The following is a 14,535-nucleotide window of genomic DNA, read 5'->3' as shown; positions in this document are numbered from 1 at the left end:
TAGCTTCCAATGCGAACGAAGGCCCCACCAAGACGGGCCGGCTGACGGGAGAGACGATGTGAACAACAAGGCATTTCTGGCAGGCTGCCTGTCCACCACCATGCTGATCGGCTGGCCCGGCGCCGCTTTTGCGCAAGGGGCCGACGCGGCGGCCTCTGCGGCCCCCGAAACAAGCGGCGGCATCGCCGAAATCATCGTCACCGCACAAAAGCGCGAACAGCGGCTGCAGGATGTTCCCGCGGCGGTCTCCGCAATTGGCGGCGATGCGCTTGAGGCACGCGGTATCAACGAAACATCCGACCTGATGGGCGCGGTGCCGAGTCTGCAAATCTCGACCCCCTATGGCAAGACCCAGCCGAATTTCTCGCTGCGCGGGATTTCGGTCGCCAATGAATTTTCGGCGTCCACCGCGTCGCCGGTCGGTGTCTATGTCGACGAAGTCTATCAAAGCTTTCGCGCCAGCCACGGCGGGCAGCTTTACGATATAGACCGGGTCGAGGTGCTGCGCGGTCCGCAAGGAACGCTTTACGGCCGCAACACCACGGGCGGTGCGATCAGCTTCTTCACCAAAAGGCCGGGGCTGGGAGAAGATGAGGGCTATTTCACGCTCGGCTATGGTAATTACAGTACCAAGACGGTCGAGGGCGGCTTTGACAAGACGATCGTCCCCGATGTGCTGGGCATCCGCGTTGCCGGAACCGTCGCCCGGGGCGGCGGCTGGCAATATAATCCGTTTCAGGACCGCAAGGTCGGCACGACAGACTCCATAGCCGGCCGCATTTCGCTGCGCTGGAAACCCGTCGAAACGCTCGACATCAACCTGAAAGCCTATGCTGCCAAGGATAATCCGTGGGGCGCCAATGCCTATGGTATCGGGCAATTGGGCGGCGGGCAGGATGTCGTCGGCTATTCGCGCTTCGATCCGTCGCCGTTCAATGGCGGCCGCGCGCTCGGCAAGAATGAAGTGTCCGCCGATCAGGGCGGCAAGCGCCTCTCCTCGTCCCGGGGGCTTGCGCTGAATATCGCATGGGAGCTGAACGACAATTTCACGATCACCTCGATCACCGGTTATGACACCGGAAAATACAGCACGTCGCCCAATGATTGCGACGGTTCGCCGGTCGATCTCTGTTCGATCCGTTTCAACAGCAGCAGCAAGAATTTCAACCAGGACCTGCGCCTGGGCTATTCCGACGACAGCATCGATTTCGTGGGCGGCCTCTATTATGGCAAGGACACGATCAAGACCCGCAACGAGCCCGACTTTTTCGGAGCGTTGCGGCCGATGCTGCTCGGCCTCGGCGTTCCCGGAAGCTATAATAATGCCGCGATTGGAACCCCGGATTCGATCCGGGTGCTTCCCGCCTTCGCGCTCGATCCCACGCTCACGCCAAGCACGCCCGGCTTCTGCGCGCCGGTTGTCGTCAATCCGAACGGATTTTTCGATGCACGGACGCTCGTCGCCTATCAGACCGATATCTCGATCAACAACACCGGCAACTTCCCCGCCGGCGGCGCCTATTATCAAGGGTGCCTCGGCGCGGGTGCGGGGCCCTTTGGCCCCATATTGGGCAAGCAGCAATTCGACATCCAGCGCCCCTCAAAGGCGATCTATGGCGATCTGACGTGGAAGGCGACCGAACGGCTGACCGTCGCGGTGGGCCTGCGCTACACGATGGACAAGGTGAAATTCCTGAACGGCAGCACGATCATCTATAGCCTCGACGGGACGACGCCGGCGGTCAACCTGATCCCCTATGCCTTTCCCTATAATCCCAACCTGCCGAAGATGAACCTGCAGGAAAAGGCGAACCGGCTGACCGGACGCGCCAATATCAGCTATGAGTTCGCCGACGATATCATGGGCTATCTCCAGTATAGCCGCGGCTATCGCAGCGGCAGCTATAACGGCCTCGCCTATCAGGGCACCAACCAAGTCTATTACATCCAGCCGGAAAAGGTAAACGCCTATGAAGGCGGCCTGAAAATGCAGTTCCTCGACCGGCGAGTGCAGCTCAATCTCGCCGGCTTCTATTATGACTATTCCAACCAGCAGACCACGCAGGTCGTCGGCGCCACCACCTTCACCCGCAGCGCCGACGGCCGGGTCTGGGGCGGCGAAGCCGAGCTGACCATCGCGCCGGTCGACGGCGTGCAGCTCAACGCGGCGCTCGGTTATCTCAACAGCAAATATAAGGGCAATGTGGTCGATCCGAATGATCCGGCGACCCAGTTCACGCGCAACGTGAACGGCAATCCATTCCCCAATGCGCCCGAAATCACCTTTAACGCCGGGTTCGACTGGGACATTTTCGAAAAGGGCGAGAGCAAGCTGACGCTGCGCGGCGATGCGAACTATATGGGCAAATATTATTTCGACGCCTTTGGCGATTATGGGCAAGATCCCTGCGATCGTGCGGGCACGCCCGGCAACGTGCGCCCCGCCGGAGTGGCTTTCACCTGCGGCAATCCCGGATATTGGCTCTTCAACAGCCGCCTGACCTACAAGGCCGATGAGAATTTGTCGGTGAGCGCGTGGGTCAAGAATCTGACCAACAAATATTACTACACCTACGGTCTCAACATCGATGTCTTTGGCCTCGATTATCTGAACCGCGGGACACCGCGCACCTACGGCGTCGAAGCGACCTTCAAATTCTGATCGCTCACGCCACGGGGACCGGCGGGAACCCCCTCCCTGAGCCCGCCGTCCCCGACCTGTTGCTGACCTTTGTTTGAGGAGCATGTTATGATGCGTTTTACGGGCAAGGCTGTGCTGATCACCGGCGCCGCGCGCGGCATCGGGCTCGCCGCCGCCCAGGAGTTTGCACGCGAAGGCGCGTCGGTCACGATCACCGACATCGATGCCGATGAGGCCGAGGCCGCCGCCGCCGCCATTCGCGAACAAGGGCACAAAGCCGAGGCGCGGCAGCAAGATGTCGCCGACGAGGAGGGATGGACGGCACTGATCGCCGACGTCGTATCCCGCGAAGGCAAGCTCGACATCCTCGTCAACAATGCCGGGATGGGCTTTCTGAAATCGGTTGCCGATACAAGCCTCGCCGAATGGCAGCGCTTGATGGCGGTCAATCTGGAAAGTGTTTTTCTGGGTGTTCGGGCCGGCATCGAGGCGATGAAGGACAAGGGCGGCGTGATCGTCAACGTCGCCTCGATCGCCGCGAACGTCGCCGAGCCACTTTTTCCTGCCTACAACGCCAGCAAGGCGGGGGTCGCAATGCTGACCAAAGCGGTCGCGGTCGATTGCGCGCGCAAGGGTTGGCCGGTGCGGGTCAACTCGCTCCATCCCGGCTATTGCGAGACCAAGCTGGTTGCCGACGCCGTGGGCAGCCTTGGTGAAGCAGCGGCCGATTTTGCGGCCGCAACGGTCGGCGCCATCCCGCTCGGCCGCATGGCGACCCCGCGCGAGATCGCCCGCCCGCTGCTGTTCCTCGCGAGTGACGACGCCGCCTACATGTGCGGCAGCGAGCTCATCGTGGACGGCGGCTACACCGCAATTTGACCTACCAAACATCTGAGAAAACAGGAATAATCCCATGAACAAGAAACCTGTCATCGTCTATGGCGCTTCGGGCTACACCGGCCGCCTCGTCTGCGAATATCTGCGCGAACTCGGCATCCCCTTCATCGCCGCCGGCCGCGATGCGAAGCGTGTGCAGGAGGTGATGGACAAGGTCCCCGGCATCGAAACAGCAGATTATGAGGTCGCCGAGGTCGAACATGAGGTCGAAGCGCTGACCAAGCTGTTCAAAGGCGCCAAGGTCGTGTGCAACATGGTCGGCCCGTTCATCAAATATGGCCCCGAGACCGTCGAGGCGTGCCTTGCCGCCGGTGTTCATTATCTCGACACCACGGGCGAGCAGGACTGGATGCTGTCGGCCCAGGAAAAATGGGGCGACGCCTTTGCAAAGAAGGGCCTGCTCCTCTCTCCCTGTGTCGCGCAAATGTACACGACCGGCGAAATCGCGGCGAACATCGCGCTGGAGATGATGCCCGGGCTCGACACGCTCGACATGCTGGTGCTGTGGAAAGGCTTCCCAACCTATGCCTCGGTCCAGACGATCTTCACCATCCTGAAGGCCGACTGGTATTACCTTGAAAATAATCAATATGTTCAGTGGCCGACGCTGACGACGACCGAATGCCAGGTTCCCGGTCAGCACGCGACCGCCCTCACCCTGCCGTGGGGCGGCACATCGCACCCGATCTGGTTCAAGGCTGATCCGCGCGTTTCGACGGTCAAGGTCTATGGCGGTGTGTTCGCGCGCGAGGTGATGGACAATGTCGTCAATATGACCAAGATGATCGACACTGACATCAAGCCGTTGCCGTTCAAGGAGCAGGAAGCGGCGCTCGCGCAAATGGCGGAATCGGTTCAGGGCGACATGCCGCCGCGCGAAAATCCGCGGCTCAACACCAGCATCGATTCGGTTTACGCCTCCGGCCCGCTCGGCCGTGCGCATGTGCTGATCCACGGCAATTGCAATTACAAGCAGACCGGGCTGATGCAGGCGTGGGCCGCGATGAACCTGCTCCAGCAACCGCCGCGCCGGGTCGGTTTTGCCTCGGCGTGTCAGGCGTTCGGTTACCGCGAGATTCTCGGCGCGTTGCGCCAGTTCGGGCTCGTGCTGAAGCCGGTCGTCACGGTTCACGACTGATGCGTCTGGTCGACTGGCTCGACAAGGGGGCGTCGCTTGGCGCCGGTGCCCCCTGCCTGACAATGGACGGAAAGAGCCTGTCCTATGGCGCGGTGCAGGCGTTGACCCACCGCGTCGCGCACCGCCTCAACGCGTCGCGCATCACGCCCGGAAAGCATGTCGCGATCCTGTCGGGCAATGATCCGGTCGCCTTTGCCTGCGTCTTCGCCATATCGCGCGCCGCTGCGGTGTGGTGCCCGATAAACCCGCGCAACGAAGCCGCCGAAAATGCTTTTGTCCTCGACAATTTCGACTGCGCCGCACTCTTCTTCCACAGCAAATTCGCCGAACTGGTCGATGCGTTGCGAAAGGATTTGCCGAAGCTCGAGCTGCTTGTCTGCCTCGATGCGCCGCAACCTTTCGCGCCTTCGCTCGATCAGTGGCTGACGGGCGCCCCCGATGCCCCATTTGCGGCGGCGCCCGTCAGCGATCTTGCGATGCTCCCGGGCACCGGCGGCACGACCGGCCATCCCAAGGGCGTGATGCTGACCAACCGCAACCTCGAAGCTATGACCGCGCTGACCCTGATGGGCTATCCGTTCGAAGGGCGGCCCGTCTATCTCGCAATGGCACCGCTCACCCATGCGGCGGGGGTGCTCGCCTTCCCGATCATGGCGCATGGCGGCGAGATCGTGATCATGCCCACTCCCGATATCGGCGAGTTTCTGACGCTCGCATCGCGGCACCGCGCAACGCACAGCTTCCTGCCGCCGACCTTGATCTACATGCTGCTCGATCACCCCGCGCTGCCCGCGACCGATCTCTCATCGCTGCAATGCTTCTGGTATGGCGCCGCGCCAATCTCGCCCGCACGGCTGGAGGAGGCAATCGACAAGTTGGGGCCGGTCATGGCGCAGTTGTTCGGGCAGACAGAAGCGCCGATGATGATTTCGATGATGGCACCCAGGGATCATTTCCACGCCGACGGATCGCTGGCCCGCGAACGCCTCGCCTCCGCAGGCAAGCCGGGACCGCTGGTTCAGGTCGCGATCCTCGATGGCAACAATCATACCGTACCGCAGGGTGAACGCGGTGAGATCGTCGTCAAGGGCTCGCTCGTCATGGACGGCTATTACAAGAACCCGGCAGCCACCGCCGAAGCGACGGTGAACGGCTGGCACCGCACCGGCGACATCGGCTATCTTGACCCCGACAATTTCCTGTTCATCGTCGACCGCGCCAAAGACATGATCATCACCGGTGGCTTCAACGTCTATTCGGCGGAGGTCGAGGCGGCGCTGCTCGCGCACCCCGCGGTGCAGGACGGCGCGGTCTTTGGCCTGCCCGACGACAAATGGGGTGAGCGCGTCTGCGCCGTCGTCCAGCTTCGCGCCGGCCACAGCGCCACGGCCGGGGAGATCATCGCCAGCGTCAAAGCGGCGATCGGCAGCGTCAAAGCGCCAAAGGATCTCGAAATCTGGGGCGACCTGCCACGCTCAAAAATCGGCAAGGTGCTGAAAAGGGATATACGATCGCATATGATCGATCGCACCGATTGACGGAGCGACTGGCGGGCGGGCAGCCATAATAGTCGACCGCTCGTTCGCGTTCGAATTTATCGAACCTAAGTGTCGATCTTATTCGGCTATTTAAGCAATAGCCGTGGTGCCATTTCTTCAGTCGCGGCGCTCCATGGTGGCGTGCCGCTTCAGAAGGAATATCCCAATGTCGCAGACCGCTACCGTCGTCGCCTCGCTCGACCAGGCCGACAACACCACCGCACTCGCCGATTATGCGTCCCTCGCCGGCCGCGTCCTGATTGCTCCGCTCTTCCTCCTCTCGGGCGTCACCAAACTGACCGCGCCGGGACCGACGATCGACATGATCGCCTCGACCGGCCTACCGTTCGCCACGCTCGGCTTCGCACTCGCGATTCTCGTCGAAGTCGTTGGCAGTATCGCGCTGATCGCTGGCTATCGCGTCCGCCTCGTTGCCGCCGCCATGGCGATCTTCTCGGTCGTCGCCGCGCTCGCTTTCCACGCGGACCTCGTCGACCAGAACCAGTTCGTCCACTTCTTCAAGAATATCGCGATGGCCGGTGGCCTGTTGCAGATCGTCGCCTTCGGCGCCGGCCGCTTCAGCCTCGACGCCCGTCGCCGGTGACCGAAGGAGGGGCGTCTCGCCGAGGCGCCCCCTTCCACCAATCTTAAGCCATCCGGAATGACCGGAAAGGAGAGTAATATGTTCCATGCCCGCAAAACCGATGGTGCGTTCCGGTCTACCGCCCCGGGATCGCGCGCGTCCTCGCGCACGCCTGCCACGCCGAAACCTGGCCTCTCCGCAGTCGTTGCAATGCTGCTTTACACAGGTGCAGCACTCGGCGGCGCGGCCTTCGTCTACCTCCGGCTCGCAGCCGAGTTCGGCGATCCGCCGATGGCAGGGCTGCTGACGTCGATGATCGCCATCACCCTCCTGCCCTTCCTCGGGCCCGGCGAGGATCGCGCCTCATGAAATGGCTGTCGGTCCTGCTGATGCTTGGAGGGTTCAACCCGGGTCAGGCGACACAGCTCGCAGCCGCCATCGAGTCGATCTGGATCGGAACATCGGGCTCTCCGGTCTCTGCGCTGATCCTGACACCTTTCCGGCGCGCCATAAAACCATAGACGCGCCATTCACCGGCCGCGTTTCCCCTCACGCTACCGCTTCCGCCCTGGCCTGTTCCTCGAACCGCTGGATGAGCCACGACGCCGCTGGCCCAGGCGGCGTGTCGGCGCGATAGATCGCGGCGAGCGCATAATCGCCGCCGATGCTATCGGGGAGATCCAGCGCCACCAGCCGCCCTGCCTTCAGATCCTCCTCGATCATCGGCACCGGCATGTTGCCCCAGCCAATCCCCGCCTTCAGCAGCATATGCTTCGACCCCAAGTCGGCGAGGCGCCACGTCCGGCTGCTCACCACCGCGAAATCGCGCCCTTCAGTCAGCGGCGAACGATCCGTCAGCACGAGCTGAATATGCTCGCGCCCGGCGCCCGGCGCATTGCGCCCCGCAAGCGCGAGTGGATGCTGCGGCGCCGCAACCGGAATCATCGGTACATGCCCGATCGAAATCCGCTCGACCCCCGCGATCGGCCCGTCGAGCGGCCCTGTCACGCCGATCGACGCGACCTTGTCGAGGACGAGCTTGGTCACCGCGCCAAGCGTCTCCACATGCAAGTGCATCGACACCGTCGGAAATTCCTCGCGAAAGCTGGTCAGCGCATCGACGACGCGCTCCTCGGGCAGCAGGACGTCAAGGACGAGGTGCAGCTCGGCCTCGATCCCCTGCAGCATCCCCCTGACCTTGGCCCTGAGGCCGTCGATCCCGTTCGCGACGGTACGCGCCTCGGCGAGCACCATCCGGCCCGCCTCGGTCAGCTGCGGCTTGCGCGTCGTTTCGCGGTCGAAGAGCAGCATGCCGAGCTGGGCCTCAAGATTGGCGATCGAGTAACTGATCACCGAGGTTGCCCGGTTCAATTTGCGCGCTGCCCCCGCGAAACTGCCAACATCGACGACGGTCAACAGCACCTTGAGCTGGTCGAGTGTCGGCGTACCCGGTTCTGATATCATATCGATTTCCTCGAACGTTTCTACCGATCTTATACCGGTTTTCTCGGTCACATCCCACGCATATTTTCTTCTCATCGAACCAGACCAGGAGGCTGAGATGAGAGTGAACCAAACCGCCATACCCCAGCTTTCCAACGCCGACTGGCGCGTCGTGGCCGACGCCATCGCCATCGGGGAGACCCGCGACAGCTCACTGTTCGGAAGGCTTGGCGAACGGGTGAAGCTGGCTCTGACCGGTGTCGAGACCCCGCATCCGGCCGTCGATCCCAAGGTCAAGGCGATCCGCGAATTTGTCGTCGCAACGCGCCGCGAGCAACGCCTCGCCGAGGATCGCGCGGCGGCGCTGCTCGCCAACGGTTTCTCCTCCGATCAGGTCGCGGCGCTCGCGCTCCTGTCGATCCACTGATTTTCAAGGAAACAAGATCATGACCCTCAACACCGCAAGCCCCGTCGACCAGTTGATCCTGCCTTCGGTGCGCGATCTCGGCGATTTCGACGTCCGCCGCGCGCTCCCCTCGGCGCAGCGCCGGATGGTTGGCCCCTTCATCTTTCTCGACAGCTTCGGCCCGGTGGTTTTCCGCCCCGGCATGGGCGTCGATACCCGGCCGCACCCGCATATCGGCCTCGCAACGCTCACCTATCTGATCGATGGCGAAATGGTTCACCGCGACAGCGAGGCCTATGTCCAGACGATCAATCCGGGCGAGGTCAATCTGATGACCGCGGGCCGCGGCATCGTCCACTCCGAACGCAGCGGCCCCGACTTCCGCGCCAACGGCGGCACGATGTTCGGTTTTCAGGCCTGGCTGGCGCTGCCGCAAGCGCTCGAGGAAACAGACCCCGGCTTCCAGCATGTCGGCGCGGGGGCGATCCCCGAACTTAGCGACACCGGCACCCGCGTCCGCCTGCTCGCCGGCGACCTTGGCGGCAGCCGTTCGCCGACGCGGATTTTCTCCGACACGCTCTACGCCGACGTCACACTCAAAACCGGTGCCCGCTTCCGGGTCGACAGCGATCATATCGAGCGCGCCATCTACGTCGTCGACGGCGAGATCGAAGTCGAGGGCCTGAACGGGCATTTCCTCAAGGATCAGCTCATCGTCTTCAAGCCCGGCGCCGAGATCGTCCTGCGCAGCCATGGGCCGAGCCGGTTGATGCTGCTCGGCGGCGAGCCGCTCGACGGCCAGCGCCACATTTTCTGGAACTTCGTGTCGAGCCGCAAGGAGCGGATCGAACAGGCGGCCGAGGACTGGCGCGAGCGCCGTTTCCCCGGCGTCCCCGGCGAGACCGAGTTCATCCCGCTTCCCGAAACCCTGCGCCGCGCGGCGTGAATGCCCCCTCCAACCAACCCCAAAGAAAGAAGGATATTATCATGACCTATTCGATCATCGGATCCGGTGCGATCGGCACCGCCCTCGCTCGGCAGTTTGCGCGCAAGAACATTCCCGTCCGCATCGCAAACAGCCGCGGCCCCGCCTCGATCGCATCGCTTGTCGCTGAACTCGGCGCGGTTATCGAGCCCGTCGAACTCGACGAGGCGCTCGCAGCCGATATCGTCATCCTCGCGGTGCCCTTCACGGCCGTCGCCGACACCGTTGCCGCCATCATCGACTGGCAGGGCCGCGTGGTGATCGACGCGACCAACGCGATCGACTTCACCGATTTCTCGCCCGCCAATCTGGGCGGAAAGCTTTCCAGCGATATCGTCGCGGCACAGCTTCCCGGCGCCCGATTGGTCAAGGGCTTCAACACCCTTCCGGCCGCGGTCCTCGCTGCCGAGCCCGAAGTCGACGGCGGTCGCCGTACGATTTTCGTGTCTAGCAACGACGCCGAAGCAACCGCTGCCACGATGAACCTGATCGACGCCCTCGGCTTCGCGCCGCTCGCGCTCGGGCGGATCGACGAAGGCGGCCGGCTCCAGCAGTTCGGCGGCGCGCTGATGATCCACAGCCTGATCAAGCAGGGCTGAACGCCCACCACCCCTCAGAAGGAGAAGCATGATGCGTATTTCGGATATCCTGAAGGACAAGAACCACCGGCTCGTCACCGTCGCGGGCAGCGCCCCGATCGGCGAGGCCGTATCGCGGATGCACACCGAACAGGTCGGCGCGCTCATCGTCCGCTCGGGACATGGCCGCCTGCTCGGCGTCCTGTCCGAACGCGACGTGGTGCTCGGCCTCGACATCTACGGCCCGGCGCTGCTCGCCATGTCGGTCGACGATGTGATGACGCTCGCCGTACCCACCGCCTCCCCTTCCGACAGTATTGCGGAAACGATGAAGGTGATGACCGATCGCCGCGCGCGTCACCTGCCGGTGATTGAGGACGGAATCGTCGTCGGCCTCGTCAGCATCGGCGACATCACCAAATATCGCCTCGCCGAGAAGACCGAGGAAAACAGCGTCCTGCAGGACATGGCGAAGTTCCGCCTGGCCGCGGCCGCCTGACATCAACCCCCAAGAGCGTCGCAACATATCGAAATCATCGAACCTATTAGTCGATATTATTCGGATACTCAAAACACCATGCACGCGCCAGTTTAGCTCCACCGCTGCGGACCTGGCCGCAGGACCAACGAAGGAAAATGAAATGACCAAAGTTCTCGTTCTCTATTATTCGTCCTACGGCCATATCGAAACCATGGCCAACGCGATCGCCGAGGGCGCCCGCGCAGCCGGTGCGACGGTCGACATCAAGCGCGTACCCGAGACGGTGCCCGAAGAGGTCGCCAAGAACGCCTATTTCAAGCTCGACCAGGCCGCCCCGGTCGCGACCATCGCCGATCTTGAGAATTATGACGCGATCATCGTCGGCACCGGCACGCGCTTCGGCCGCATGTCGAGCCAGATGGCGGCGTTCCTCGATCAGGCCGGCGGACTGTGGGCGCGCGGCGCGCTGAACGGCAAGGTCGGCGCGGCCTTCACCTCGTCGGCAACGCAGCATGGCGGCAACGAGACGACGCTGTTCTCGATCATCACCAACCTGCTGCACTTCGGCATGACGATTGTCGGCCTGCCCTATAGCCACGCCGGCCAGATGACGGTCGACGAGATCACCGGCGGCGCACCCTATGGCGCGACGACGGTCGCCGGCGGCGACGGATCGCGCCAGCCTTCGGAAATCGAACTCGAAGGTGCGCGGCATCAGGGCGAGCTGGTCGCGAAGACCGCCGCCAAGCTTTTCGCCTGACCCCCAAGGCGGCCGGCTCCGGCTGGCCGCCTCCCCATAATCGAACACATCGAGCGGACGGGCTTCCCGTTTTCGCCAGGAGGAAAGTCATGTCTAGAAAATATGAGATGACCCGGGACATCAGTGAAATCGCCAAGGCCGTCACCCGCCGCAACACGGAGGAGGTGCAGGGCGGCGGTGACTGGAATTTGTTCGACGAGCTGTTCGCCGACGACTTCTTCGACCACACGCCGCAACCGGGCGGCACCCGCGACAAGGCGGGCGTGCTCGTCCTTTACAAAAGGCTGCGCGAAGCCTTTCCCGACTTCACCCCCGAAATCCACTGGCAGCGCGCCGACGGCGACGTGGTGACGACGTACAAAACCTATCACGGAACGCATCAGGGCAATTTCCTTGGCATTGCCGGCACCGGCACCAAGGTCAGCTTCGAGACGGTCGATGCCATGCGCGTCGTCGATGGCAAGATCACCGAACATTGGGGCGTCGCCAATCTCTATTCGGTCCTCCAGCAACTCGGCGCCATCGCGCCGCTACCGGAAAATTGAAAGGATAGCTGCGATGAAGACTCCCCTCTTCCTGATAGCCGCCGCGGCGCTGATGAGCACACTCCCGGCTCCGGCCTCGGCGCAGACCATCGAAGCGCCCGCTGCGGCCTCTGCTGACCCGAAGCAGGCGGTACTGCTCTGGTACGATGCGTTCGCGCAGAACCGGCCGGAGCTTCTCGACCTGCTGCTCGCTCCCGAGTGGAAGGACATCCCGACGCCGCCATCGGTGCCGCCCGGACCCGAAGCCGCAAAGCAGACGCTCACCAAGCTGCGCGCCGCCTTTCCCGACTTCGACATCAAGGTCGAAGACGTGATCCGCGACGGTAACAAGATCGTCGTACGCTCGACAATCACCGGCACCCAGAAGGGTGAGTGGCTCGGTCTCGCGGCGACTGGACGCGCGATGCGCATTCAGGCCGTCGATATCCACGAGTTCGAGGGCGGGCAGGTTCAGCGCACGTGGCACACCGAAGACTGGATGACCGGCCTGCGTGAACTCGGCCACCAGCCACGCTGACATCATTCAAGACAGGAGACAGACAATGACCACCGTTATCCGCGTCCGCCAGACCGGCACCCCTTCCGTTCTTGTTCCCGAAGACGACAGCATCGGCGCCCCCGGCGCGGGGCAGGTTCGCCTGCGCCACGATGCGATCGGCGTGAACTTCGTCGACACGATGTTCCGCGCCGGCGTCTATCCGATGCCCGTGCCCTTCGTCGGCGGGGTCGAGGGCGCGGGCGAGATCGTTGCGGTCGGCCCCGATGTTACAGACTATGCCGTCGGCGACCGCGTCGCCTATTTCTTCGCGCCCGGCGCCTATGCCGGGGAGCGCATCGTCGATACCGCGCCGCTGGTGCGCCTGCCCGACCATGTTCCAGGCGAAATCGCGGCAGGCCTGCTCACCAAGGGCGTCACCGCCTGGCTCGCCGTCCGCGAACTATATCCCGTCAAGCCAGGCGACACCGTGCTGGTGCAAGGCGCGACTGGCGGCGTCGGGACGCTGGTGACACGCTGGGCGAAATCGCTCGGTGCAACGGTGATCGCTGTCGGTTCAGCGGCCAAGCTGGCGCGCATCGCGAGCGAAGCCGACCACGCTCTCGCCTCCGGCGCTCCCGATCTGGCGGACCGCATCGGCGCGGTCGCCCCGAACGGGGTCGATGTGGTCTATGAATTCGTCGGCAAGGCGACCTTCGCGGCGTCGGCGGCGGCGATCAAGGATGGCGGCTCGATCTTCACCATCGGCGCCGCATCGGGCGCGCCCGACATCGATCAGGCGAAGCTCGCCGCGCGCGGCGTCAAAGTCACACAGGCAAGCGCTGCCGCGACGGTCAAGGGCGCGATGCTGCAGCAGGCGGCCGCCGAAGTGTTTGGCCTCTGGCAGCAGGGTGTATTCGGCGACATCGAGCTCCACCGCTATCCGGTGACCGATGCGGCGAGGGCGCACGACGACATCGCCGCGCGCCGGATTGGCCCAAATCCCGTTCTCATTCCCTGACAATCCAAAGCCGACAGGCGGCCCCGTAACCTCCGGGACCGCCGCGGTGGGTGGATCATCCGATCGGGACGCTCATGCCGCCATCGGCCATGACGACCGAGCCGAGGATGAAGCTCGCCCGGTCGGAGGCGAGAAACGCCACGATCTCGGCGATCTCGAGCGCCTGCGTCTGCGTCATCTGCGCTAGCGCGCCCTTCGGCGCGGTATCGGCCGCGATGCCGAGGAAGGCGAAATAGGACGCGCAGGATGCGGTATTGACCATCGCCCCCGAGCCGTTCTGCATCGCGGGGCGCCCGCCTTCGGCCAAAAATAGACAAGCCTGCTTTGCGTCAGGCGCCAAAACCGCCATCGATGGTCTGCATCGAACCCGTGATCATTGCCCCGTGCGGGCCCGCGATATAGGCGGCGAGTTCGGCAACTTCGTCGGCGCGGGCGTGGCGCTTGATCGCCATGAAGCTGTGCATGGTTGCCGCCATCGGCCCGTCGGCCGGGTTCATGTCACTGTCGGTCGGTCCGGGCTGAATGCTGTTGACGGTGATGCCGCGTTCGCCAAAATCACGCGCCAGACCACGCACCATACCCTGCACGGCCGACTTGGTCAGCGCGTAAGCGGCGGCGCCCGCGAAGGGCATGCGATCGCCATTGACCGATCCGATGACAATGATGCGTCCATTATCGTTCATGCGCCGCGCAGCCTCTACCGATGCATGATAGGGCGCGCGGACGTTGATATCGATCATCCGGTCGACAATGTCGGCGTCGATAGTCAGCGGATCGCCCATGACCGCCGTGCCAGCGTTGATGACGACCGCGTCGAGGGCGCCCTGATCCGCCACGACGGCAATCAGCGCGTCACGGTCGGCGCTGTCGGCTTGAACTGCCGCGGCCCCCGTTTCGGCGGCGAGCGCATCGGCTGCATCCTTCGAGCCCGCATAGGTAAAGGTCACCTTGCCGCCACCTGTCGCGAAGCGCCGCACGATCGCGGCTCCGATCCCGCGGCTTCCGCCGAGGACGAGGATATTCTTTCCGGCAAAATCACTCATG

At 63.5% G+C, this 14,535-nt stretch carries 18 protein-coding genes; 15 read left to right on the top strand and 3 right to left on the bottom strand.

The genetic code is table 11. The annotated features are described in order from the left end of the window. Window positions 1-58 precede the first annotated feature (58 nt). The 7 genes from AC1RRJ_RS04475 (at window position 59) to AC1RRJ_RS04445 (ending at window position 7,318) form a co-directional block, all read left to right on the top strand. Window positions 59-2,662 carry a TonB-dependent receptor gene (locus tag AC1RRJ_RS04475; protein ID WP_493120504.1) on the top strand — a complete coding sequence of 868 codons (2,604 nt, stop codon included), beginning with the start codon at window positions 59-61 and terminating at the stop codon, window positions 2,660-2,662. A gap of 87 nt (window positions 2,663-2,749) precedes the next feature. After that, window positions 2,750-3,520 (top strand): glucose 1-dehydrogenase, encoded by a 771-nt coding sequence (locus AC1RRJ_RS04470; protein WP_493120503.1) that lies wholly within the window; start codon window positions 2,750-2,752, stop codon window positions 3,518-3,520. 34 nt (window positions 3,521-3,554) lie between these two features. After that, the gene (locus tag AC1RRJ_RS04465; protein ID WP_493120501.1) at window positions 3,555-4,676 is read left to right on the top strand and encodes a DUF5938 domain-containing protein; all 1,122 of its coding nucleotides are present in this window, start codon (window positions 3,555-3,557) and stop codon (window positions 4,674-4,676) included. Continuing rightward, complete coding sequence (locus AC1RRJ_RS04460) at window positions 4,676-6,214, top strand: AMP-binding protein (protein WP_493120500.1); 1,539 nt, start codon at window positions 4,676-4,678, stop codon at window positions 6,212-6,214. The genes AC1RRJ_RS04465 and AC1RRJ_RS04460 overlap by 1 nt, the downstream gene beginning before the upstream one ends. A 166-nt stretch (window positions 6,215-6,380) precedes the next feature. Further along, window positions 6,381-6,818: a DoxX family protein gene (locus AC1RRJ_RS04455; protein WP_493120499.1), complete on the top strand. Its 438-nt coding sequence runs from the start codon at window positions 6,381-6,383 to the stop codon at window positions 6,816-6,818. 78 nt (window positions 6,819-6,896) lie between these two features. Then, the gene (locus tag AC1RRJ_RS04450; protein ID WP_493120498.1) at window positions 6,897-7,166 is read left to right on the top strand and encodes a hypothetical protein; all 270 of its coding nucleotides are present in this window, start codon (window positions 6,897-6,899) and stop codon (window positions 7,164-7,166) included. After that, window positions 7,163-7,318, top strand: coding sequence for a hypothetical protein (locus AC1RRJ_RS04445; protein WP_493120497.1), 156 nt, complete (start codon window positions 7,163-7,165; stop codon window positions 7,316-7,318). Before AC1RRJ_RS04450 ends, AC1RRJ_RS04445 begins: the two co-directional genes overlap by 4 nt. Before the next feature lie 28 nt (window positions 7,319-7,346). On the opposite strand, the gene AC1RRJ_RS04440 is transcribed toward AC1RRJ_RS04445, so the two are convergent. After that, complete coding sequence (locus AC1RRJ_RS04440; protein WP_493120711.1) at window positions 7,347-8,258, bottom strand: LysR family transcriptional regulator; 912 nt, start codon at window positions 8,256-8,258, stop codon at window positions 7,347-7,349. A gap of 100 nt (window positions 8,259-8,358) precedes the next feature. On the opposite strand from AC1RRJ_RS04440, the gene AC1RRJ_RS04435 reads away from it, so the two are divergent. The 8 genes from AC1RRJ_RS04435 to AC1RRJ_RS04400 all read left to right on the top strand — a co-directional run bounded on the left by AC1RRJ_RS04435 (window position 8,359) and on the right by AC1RRJ_RS04400 (window position 13,491). Beyond that, window positions 8,359-8,667: a hypothetical protein gene (locus tag AC1RRJ_RS04435; RefSeq protein WP_493120496.1), complete on the top strand. Its 309-nt coding sequence runs from the start codon at window positions 8,359-8,361 to the stop codon at window positions 8,665-8,667. Between the two features lie 19 nt (window positions 8,668-8,686). Beyond that, window positions 8,687-9,592 (top strand): pirin family protein, encoded by a 906-nt coding sequence (locus tag AC1RRJ_RS04430; protein ID WP_493120495.1) that lies wholly within the window; start codon window positions 8,687-8,689, stop codon window positions 9,590-9,592. Window positions 9,593-9,633: 41 nt separating this feature from the next. Then, window positions 9,634-10,230 (top strand): NADPH-dependent F420 reductase, encoded by a 597-nt coding sequence (locus AC1RRJ_RS04425; protein WP_493120494.1) that lies wholly within the window; start codon window positions 9,634-9,636, stop codon window positions 10,228-10,230. 28 nt (window positions 10,231-10,258) lie between these two features. Further along, the gene (locus AC1RRJ_RS04420; RefSeq protein ID WP_493120493.1) at window positions 10,259-10,708 is read left to right on the top strand and encodes a CBS domain-containing protein; all 450 of its coding nucleotides are present in this window, start codon (window positions 10,259-10,261) and stop codon (window positions 10,706-10,708) included. A gap of 142 nt (window positions 10,709-10,850) precedes the next feature. Further along, on the top strand, window positions 10,851-11,450 hold the full coding sequence (gene wrbA, locus AC1RRJ_RS04415; RefSeq protein ID WP_493120492.1) for an NAD(P)H:quinone oxidoreductase: 600 nt from the start codon (window positions 10,851-10,853) through the stop codon (window positions 11,448-11,450). 89 nt (window positions 11,451-11,539) lie between these two features. Beyond that, window positions 11,540-11,995: an ester cyclase gene (locus AC1RRJ_RS04410; RefSeq protein ID WP_493120491.1), complete on the top strand. Its 456-nt coding sequence runs from the start codon at window positions 11,540-11,542 to the stop codon at window positions 11,993-11,995. Window positions 11,996-12,008: 13 nt separating this feature from the next. Beyond that, entirely contained in the window at window positions 12,009-12,512 is a 504-nt protein-coding gene (locus AC1RRJ_RS04405; protein ID WP_493120490.1) for an ester cyclase, read from the top strand. A 25-nt stretch (window positions 12,513-12,537) separates the two neighbouring features. Further along, window positions 12,538-13,491 carry a zinc-binding dehydrogenase gene (locus tag AC1RRJ_RS04400; RefSeq protein WP_493120489.1) on the top strand — a complete coding sequence of 318 codons (954 nt, stop codon included), beginning with the start codon at window positions 12,538-12,540 and terminating at the stop codon, window positions 13,489-13,491. 55 nt (window positions 13,492-13,546) lie between these two features. Here AC1RRJ_RS04400 and AC1RRJ_RS04395 read toward each other — a convergent pair whose 3' ends face one another. Next, window positions 13,547-13,774 (bottom strand): SDR family oxidoreductase, encoded by a 228-nt coding sequence (locus AC1RRJ_RS04395; RefSeq protein WP_493120488.1) that lies wholly within the window; start codon window positions 13,772-13,774, stop codon window positions 13,547-13,549. Window positions 13,775-13,820: 46 nt separating this feature from the next. Further along, window positions 13,821-14,534: an SDR family oxidoreductase gene (gene bdcA, locus AC1RRJ_RS04390; RefSeq protein ID WP_493120487.1), complete on the bottom strand. Its 714-nt coding sequence runs from the start codon at window positions 14,532-14,534 to the stop codon at window positions 13,821-13,823. Window position 14,535 lies beyond the last annotated feature (1 nt).

It is taken from the genome of Sphingopyxis sp. GW821-FHT12C06 (assembly GCF_058807415.1).
Note: the sequence above shows the minus strand (reverse complement) of the source record. Positions and strands in the feature narration are given on the sequence as shown.

What these genes read in the sequence shown, in the direction of transcription:
- AC1RRJ_RS04470 (WP_493120503.1), top strand. Translation starts at nt 2,750, where the DNA reads ATGATGCGTTTTACGGGCAAGGCTGTGCTGATCACCGGCGCCGCGCGC.
- AC1RRJ_RS04465 (WP_493120501.1), top strand. Translation starts at nt 3,555, where the DNA reads ATGAACAAGAAACCTGTCATCGTCTATGGCGCTTCGGGCTACACCGGC.
- AC1RRJ_RS04460 (WP_493120500.1), top strand. Translation starts at nt 4,676, where the DNA reads ATGCGTCTGGTCGACTGGCTCGACAAGGGGGCGTCGCTTGGCGCCGGT.
- AC1RRJ_RS04455 (WP_493120499.1), top strand. Translation starts at nt 6,381, where the DNA reads ATGTCGCAGACCGCTACCGTCGTCGCCTCGCTCGACCAGGCCGACAAC.
- AC1RRJ_RS04450 (WP_493120498.1), top strand. Translation starts at nt 6,897, where the DNA reads ATGTTCCATGCCCGCAAAACCGATGGTGCGTTCCGGTCTACCGCCCCG.
- AC1RRJ_RS04445 (WP_493120497.1), top strand. Translation starts at nt 7,163, where the DNA reads ATGAAATGGCTGTCGGTCCTGCTGATGCTTGGAGGGTTCAACCCGGGT.
- AC1RRJ_RS04435 (WP_493120496.1), top strand. Translation starts at nt 8,359, where the DNA reads ATGAGAGTGAACCAAACCGCCATACCCCAGCTTTCCAACGCCGACTGG.
- AC1RRJ_RS04430 (WP_493120495.1), top strand. Translation starts at nt 8,687, where the DNA reads ATGACCCTCAACACCGCAAGCCCCGTCGACCAGTTGATCCTGCCTTCG.
- AC1RRJ_RS04425 (WP_493120494.1), top strand. Translation starts at nt 9,634, where the DNA reads ATGACCTATTCGATCATCGGATCCGGTGCGATCGGCACCGCCCTCGCT.
- AC1RRJ_RS04420 (WP_493120493.1), top strand. Translation starts at nt 10,259, where the DNA reads ATGATGCGTATTTCGGATATCCTGAAGGACAAGAACCACCGGCTCGTC.
- wrbA (WP_493120492.1), top strand. Translation starts at nt 10,851, where the DNA reads ATGACCAAAGTTCTCGTTCTCTATTATTCGTCCTACGGCCATATCGAA.
- AC1RRJ_RS04410 (WP_493120491.1), top strand. Translation starts at nt 11,540, where the DNA reads ATGTCTAGAAAATATGAGATGACCCGGGACATCAGTGAAATCGCCAAG.
- AC1RRJ_RS04405 (WP_493120490.1), top strand. Translation starts at nt 12,009, where the DNA reads ATGAAGACTCCCCTCTTCCTGATAGCCGCCGCGGCGCTGATGAGCACA.
- AC1RRJ_RS04400 (WP_493120489.1), top strand. Translation starts at nt 12,538, where the DNA reads ATGACCACCGTTATCCGCGTCCGCCAGACCGGCACCCCTTCCGTTCTT.
- AC1RRJ_RS04395 (WP_493120488.1), bottom strand. Translation starts at nt 13,774, where the DNA reads ATGCAGAACGGCTCGGGGGCGATGGTCAATACCGCATCCTGCGCGTCC.
- bdcA (WP_493120487.1), bottom strand. Translation starts at nt 14,534, where the DNA reads ATGAGTGATTTTGCCGGAAAGAATATCCTCGTCCTCGGCGGAAGCCGC.